Raw genomic sequence first — 6,514 nt, 5'->3', positions numbered from 1 at the left:
GACATATGTATTTTGAAGCATCTCTTTATAACGTCTCGTTATCTCAATGTTCTCTCTCTCTAATTGTTCGTCTGTAATAACATGAGGCGTATCCATCTTTCTTATGTTTTTGTTGATTTAGAAAAAAGCTTTAATTCCCTTTATTTATCTGCTTTCTTCGAAGGATTAAATATACAATATTTTATTTTTTATTGACTATAATATTCAACTGATTTTATCACGTTTTTTAAGTCTTTATTTTTAATCAATCTAATTTATAACGTACTTTTTACACTATTAATTTAATAATAAAAGTTGATTAATATAATCTGATTTTATCAATTTACAATTATATACTACTTTTTATTGTATAGTTGATAAATAATTAACTGTCCTAAAACAAACATTTTAAACTTTATTATTAATTCTAAACATTTTTCTAACTTAACAAAACAAATAAAACACAGCACACACATAAATGGATTACAAAACTTTATACTCAAAAAGTATTGAAGAACCTGAACTTTTTTGGAAAGAAGAAGCGCAGAAATTAGCATGGTCAACTTACCCTGAACAAATCTTAAAACAAAATGAAAACGGATATTATTCGTGGTTTGTTGACGGAAAAATAAATATGAGCCGTTTGGCTTTGGAGGAAAATATAAAAGCTGGACGCGGAGAACAATTTGCTTTAATTTACGATTCTCCTGTTACAGAAGTTGTTCAAAAAATTACGTACAATCAGCTTTTAGAAAAAGTAAGTCGTTTTGCAGGAGGTCTTACATCCTTAGGATTATCAAAAGGTGATACAGCAATTATTTATATGCCTATGATTCCAGAAGCAATTGTTGCGATGCTTGCTTGTGCGAGAATTGGTGTAATACATTCTGTTGTTTTTGGAGGTTTTGCAGCGCCAGAATTAGCTATTCGTATTGATGATGCTCAACCTGATGTTATTATTTCTGCGTCTTATGGAGTAGAAATTAATCGTCAAATCAACTATAAACCATTGATTGATGAAGCAATTGAATTAACACTTTACAAACCAAAAAACATTGTCATTTTTGAACGTCCAAATCACACCGATGATTTATCAGCAGAAAACGTTCATACCTATGATGAAATGTATCAACATCAACCTATAGAACCTATCGAAGTTCCAAGTACACATCCATTATATATTTTGTATACTTCTGGAACAACTTCTACGCCAAAAGGTGTCGTACGCGATACAGGAGGTTATGCAACTGCACTAAATTCGACAATGAACTATTTTTATGATTTAGAACCAGGTGATACAATTCTTACTGCAAGTGATATTGGTTGGGTTGTTGGACATTCCTATATCGTTTATGCGCCGTTAATTTATGGTGTTACAACGGTTATTTATGAAGGAAAACCAATCAAAACTCCTGACGCTGGAGCTTTTTGGAGAATGGTTGAAGAACATAAAATCAAAAATGTTTTCACAGCTCCAACAGCAATTCGAGCAATTCGAAAAGAAGATCCAGAAGGAAAATTATTCCAAAAATACGATACGTCAAGTCTGAAACGTTTATTCTTAGCAGGAGAACGTTGTGATACATCTACTTATTATTGGTTAAAAGAAATTTCAAAATTACCCGTTATTGATCATTGGTGGCAGACAGAAAGCGGCTGGCCAATGTTAGGAATTTGTGTTGGAATCGAAAATATAATGCCTGAACCTGGCGCAGCTGGATTACCTGTTTTTGGGTATAATATAAAAATTGTAAATGAAGAAGGACAAGAAAATGATATACGAGAGGAAGGTTCTATCGTGATTCAGCTTCCACTTCCTCCTGGTTGTATGACAAGTTTATGGCGAAATGAACACCGATTTATAAAAGGTTATTTTCAACAATTTCCGAATCATTATTTAACTGGTGACGGAGGTTTTAGAGATGAAAATGGTTTTGTATTTATTACAGGTCGAACTGATGATATTATTAATGTCGCTGGTCATAGGTTAAGTACTGCAACAATGGAAGAATTGGTTTCTTCTCATCCTGATATTACAGAATGTGCGGTTGTGGGAATTAAAGATGAATTGAAAGGTCAAATTCCAATAGGTTTGATTGTTACAAAAGAAAACGCATCAAAATCGGAAGAAGAAATCGAAAAAGATTTGATTGCTTTATTACGCAAAGAAATTGGCGGAATTGCCTGTTTCAAAACATCTATAATAGTTAACAGACTACCAAAAACACGAAGCGGAAAAATATTACGCAAAACTTTATCTCAAATTGCAGACGGAACACCATTCACAATTCCATCTACAATTGATGATGCTACAGTTTTAGATGAATTAATTCACGAATTTTCAAGAAGAAACGTAGGTCTAGCCTTTGCGATTTCGTCAATATAATCCATTTTATTCATTCACTATTTCAAAAGCAGTAATTCCTACTATTACTGCTTTTTTTATTCATTTTTACATAAATTTGAATTAGAAATATCATTCAATGCCAAATCAATCCAAATCATTAGAAGATGTGCACGAAAGTGTTCAAATCAAAAAAGGAAAGTTTAGAAAAATCCTAAGTTTTTTTGGACCTGCCTACTTAATAAGCGTTGGTTACATGGATCCGGGAAACTGGGCAACCGATTTAGCAGGCGGCAGCCAATTTGGTTATACTTTGATTTGGGTTTTATTGATGAGTAACATAATGGCTTTGTTATTACAAAGTTTATGTACACGTTTGGGAATTGTTCGACGAAAAGATTTGGCGCAATGTAACCGAGAAACTTATCCGAAAGGAATGAATCTCATCTTGTATATTTTAGCCGAAATAGCTATTGCAGCTTGTGATTTAGCAGAAATTTTGGGAATGGCAATTGGTCTAAATTTACTTTTTGGAATAGATTTGATCTATGGTGTTTTAATCAGTTTCTTAGACACTTTTCTCCTACTTTATCTTCAAAAATTAGGCATGCGAAAAATGGAACTTTTCATTGTTGGTTTAATCACGATGATTGGTTTATGTTTTTTAACCGAAATGTTTTTAGCAAAACCAGATTTTGGAGAAGTTGCAAAAGGATTTATTCCATCTATTCCAAATAGCGCTGCATTGTATATCAGCATTGGTATTATCGGCGCAACTGTAATGCCGCATAATCTTTATTTACATTCTGCACTCGTCCAAACGCGGCAAATAAAACGCGATGATTTTTCAATCAAAAAAGCCCTCAAATATAACTTTTGGGATAGCGCAATTGCTCTGAATTTAGCCTTCTTTGTCAATGCTGCAATCTTAATTTTAGCTTCATCCGTATTCCATAAAAACGGCTATCACGATGTTGCAGAACTGAGCGATGCTTATAGATTATTGGGGACAACTTTAGGAACAGATTTGGCTCCAAAATTATTCGCAGTTGCTTTAATTTTAGCTGGACAAAGCTCTACAGTTACAGGAACTTTAGCTGGACAAATTGTGATGGAAGGATATTTACATCTACGTATTAATCCTGTTTTGAGAAGAATTTTGACACGATTATTAGCCGTAGTTCCAGCAGTTGTAGTCATTCTTATTTTTGGAGAAAAAGAAGTCGGTTCTTTACTAATTTTCAGTCAAGTTATCCTAAGTATGCAATTGGCTTTTGCGGTAATTCCGTTGATTCATTTTGTGAGTGATAAAGCGAAAATGGGGAATTTTGCAATCAATACAACAACCAAATTTTTTGCATGGACAATCGCTTTTATTATTTCATTTCTGAATGCGCAATTGGTGTATGAAGAAGTTAATAAATGGATGGCAAATAGTGAATCTTACACTTTAAATATTTTTCTTATAGCGTTAGAAATAGGACTTTTAGTTTTATTATTGCTGACATTTTTTATTCCAATTATGTTGAAGAAAAATGAAGAACATCAAAAGGAAATTCATGAACCATTTGAGAAGTTTACGTTAGAAGAAATTTCGAATCAACATTTCAAAAAGATTGTTGTTGCGTTAGATTTTTCGAAAACGGATAGAAAAGTGATTAATTATGCGACACAATTAGCTACTACAGAATCTACCATTATTTTGGTTCATATTGTCGAAAGTGCTTCTGCAAAATACACGGGAGAGCGTACGAATGATGAAGAATCTCTGTCAGATTTGAAACGTTTAGAACAATATGCAGAGATCATTCGACCTTTGTTTAATGAAACTAAAATCGAATTAGGTTACAATAATCGAATCAATTCAATTGCTGAAATTTGTAAACGAAATCAAGCAGATTTGTTGATTGTTGGTTCGCACGGACACCGAGGTTTTATGGATTTTATTTTTGGAGAAACGATTAATAAATTAAGGCATCGCGTTAATATTCCGGTCTTTATTGCAAAATAATAAAAAGCCATTCAGAATTTTTCTGAATGGCTTTTTGATTAGATTAAAATATAAAAATTATTTGATCGATAATAATTCAATCATTTCTTTATTTTCTTGTAAAATAGCATGATCTAAAGCAGTTTTACCATTATTATCTTTAATGTTTAAATCTGCACCAGCTTCGATTAGTTTTTTGGCAATTTCATTTTGACCAAATGTTACAGCAAAAATCAAAGCAGAAGCTCCATTAAAATTCACTTGATTAACATCAGCCTTATTCGCAATTAGTAAATTTACCATTTCAGGAAATCCTCTAAAGACGGCTCCCATCAACGCATTGTTTCCAGATAAATCTTGCGCATTAGGATTTGCTCCTTTTGATAATAATACTTTCGCAGCGTCTGAACTGTTATTATAAATCGCTAAAATTAAAGGTGTAAATCCACGTTGATTTGCTTCATTTACATGTTTTCCATTCGAAATTAATTCTTCTATTTGCTTCACATTATTTTCTCTCGCCGCACTAAACAAATCTTGTGCATAAATTGAAGAAAAACTGAATAGAAATAAGGCTAAAAATATATACTTTTTCATGATAATATTGATTTTATGAAAGTCATGGAGCCAAACTCAATCGACTCCAATCCAATAGAAATTATTTTGGTAAATATTGCTTTACATCGCTCATAGAAGTATTTGTAGCCTTCATCAAACGTGTTCCATATTCTGTATTTGCTTGGTAAAAATGTGCAATCATTTTATGAACAATTACTTTATTTTTAACCGAATTTAAAGCTCCAGATAAATTTTTGATTAAGTTATCTTGATCTTTTTTAGAGAATGATTTGTACAAATCTCCAGCTTGTACAAAGTTATTTTCTTTATCAATGACATGCTGAGTTGTTATAGCTCCTGCAGGAAAAACAGATTTTGAATACTTGAATTTTGCATTATCTACAACCTCAGGAAGATTAGTTGAAGGTTGATAATTTACATCACCTTTTTGCTCACGGATCGACATATAACCGTCTTGATTATATGTTTTTACACTATTTTTTGGTGCATTAACAGGAATTTGTTGGAAATTACCCGTTAAACGATGACGTTGTGTATCAGAATAGGAAAACAAACGACCTTGTAACAATTTATCTTCAGAAGCTTCAATTCCTGGAACCAACGTAGCTGGAGCAAATGCTGCTTGCTCAACTTGTTGAAAATAATTCGTTGGATTCTCATTCAATGTCATTGTTCCAACTTTAACTAACTTTACAACAGATTCTGGCCAAATTTTCGTTACATCAACAGGATTGAAATCTAATTTATCAAAATCTTCTCGTTTCAATAATTGAACATATAAATCCCATTTCGGAAAGTTTCCTTTGTCGATTTCATTACGTAAATCTAATGTTGCATGTTCTATTTCAGTCGATTGAATTTTATTCGCTTCTTCTTGTGTTAAATTTTTCGTTTCTTGTTGAGGAACCCATTTGTATTTCACATAAGTTACTTCACCTTTTGCATTTACCCATTTGTAAGCATGTACACCATTTCCTTCCATTTGACGAAAATTTGCAGGAATTCCATAATCTGAAAACAACCACGTTAACATATGCGTAGACTCTGGTAAATTAGAGAAAAAATCAAATACACGATTTGGATCAGATGCGCCATTTGTTACAGGAGATGGCCTGAAAGCATGCACCATATCTGGGAATTTGATCGCATCTCGAATAAAGAAAACAGGTAAATTGTTTCCAACTAAATCGTAATTTCCTAGTTCTGTGTAAAATTTAACAGCAAATCCACGTGGATCACGATAAGTTTCTGGCGAACCTTGTTGATGCGTTACAGTTGAAAAACGTACAAATAATGGTGTTTTTTTACCAGCTGTTGACAAGAAATCAGCCATTGTCACATCAGAAAAATCTTTATCAGCTACAAATTCTCCGAAAGCTCCAGCTCCACGCGCATGAACAACACGTTCTGGAATACGTTCGCGATCAAATGCTGCTAATTTTTCAATTAAATGAATGTCCTCCAACAAAACTTGTCCGTTATTTCCGATTGTTTTAGAATTTTGATTATCTCCAACTGGAGCGCCTGTGTTTGTTGTTAATTGTTGGGCAAATCCAATCGTAGAAAGGAATGCTAAACTTAATACTAAACTTCTTTTGATCATAATTATAGTTTTATTCTTT

Annotated in this window: 4 protein-coding genes; 2 read left to right on the top strand and 2 right to left on the bottom strand. The window is 32.7% G+C overall.

Annotated features, from left to right (window positions below; all coding sequences use genetic code 11):
* The first annotated feature begins 457 nt into the window (after positions 1–457).
* Both B2X73_RS08110 and B2X73_RS08105 read left to right on the top strand, forming a co-directional pair.
* Positions 458–2,365, top strand: coding sequence for an AMP-binding protein (locus B2X73_RS08110; protein ID WP_115000246.1), 1,908 nt, complete (start codon positions 458–460; stop codon positions 2,363–2,365).
* A 97-nt stretch (positions 2,366–2,462) separates the two neighbouring features.
* Positions 2,463–4,334, top strand: coding sequence for an Nramp family divalent metal transporter (locus tag B2X73_RS08105; RefSeq protein ID WP_038335783.1), 1,872 nt, complete (start codon positions 2,463–2,465; stop codon positions 4,332–4,334).
* A gap of 57 nt (positions 4,335–4,391) precedes the next feature.
* On the opposite strand, the gene B2X73_RS08100 is transcribed toward B2X73_RS08105, so the two are convergent.
* Both B2X73_RS08100 and B2X73_RS08095 read right to left on the bottom strand, forming a co-directional pair.
* Positions 4,392–4,910 carry an ankyrin repeat domain-containing protein gene (locus B2X73_RS08100; RefSeq protein WP_115000247.1) on the bottom strand — a complete coding sequence of 173 codons (519 nt, stop codon included), beginning with the start codon at positions 4,908–4,910 and terminating at the stop codon, positions 4,392–4,394.
* A gap of 61 nt (positions 4,911–4,971) precedes the next feature.
* On the bottom strand, positions 4,972–6,495 hold the full coding sequence (locus B2X73_RS08095; RefSeq protein ID WP_180906765.1) for a catalase: 1,524 nt from the start codon (positions 6,493–6,495) through the stop codon (positions 4,972–4,974).
* Positions 6,496–6,514: the final 19 nt, after the last annotated feature.

The sequence above is a fragment of the Empedobacter sp. UBA7252 genome (assembly GCF_002472765.1).
Lineage (GTDB): Bacteria > Bacteroidota > Bacteroidia > Flavobacteriales > Weeksellaceae > Empedobacter > Empedobacter falsenii_B.
This window is presented reverse-complemented; position numbering and strand designations above follow the sequence as displayed.

What these genes read in the sequence shown, in the direction of transcription:
- B2X73_RS08110 (WP_115000246.1), top strand. Translation starts at nt 458, where the DNA reads ATGGATTACAAAACTTTATACTCAAAAAGTATTGAAGAACCTGAACTT.
- B2X73_RS08105 (WP_038335783.1), top strand. Translation starts at nt 2,463, where the DNA reads ATGCCAAATCAATCCAAATCATTAGAAGATGTGCACGAAAGTGTTCAA.
- B2X73_RS08100 (WP_115000247.1), bottom strand. Translation starts at nt 4,910, where the DNA reads ATGAAAAAGTATATATTTTTAGCCTTATTTCTATTCAGTTTTTCTTCA.
- B2X73_RS08095 (WP_180906765.1), bottom strand. Translation starts at nt 6,495, where the DNA reads ATGATCAAAAGAAGTTTAGTATTAAGTTTAGCATTCCTTTCTACGATT.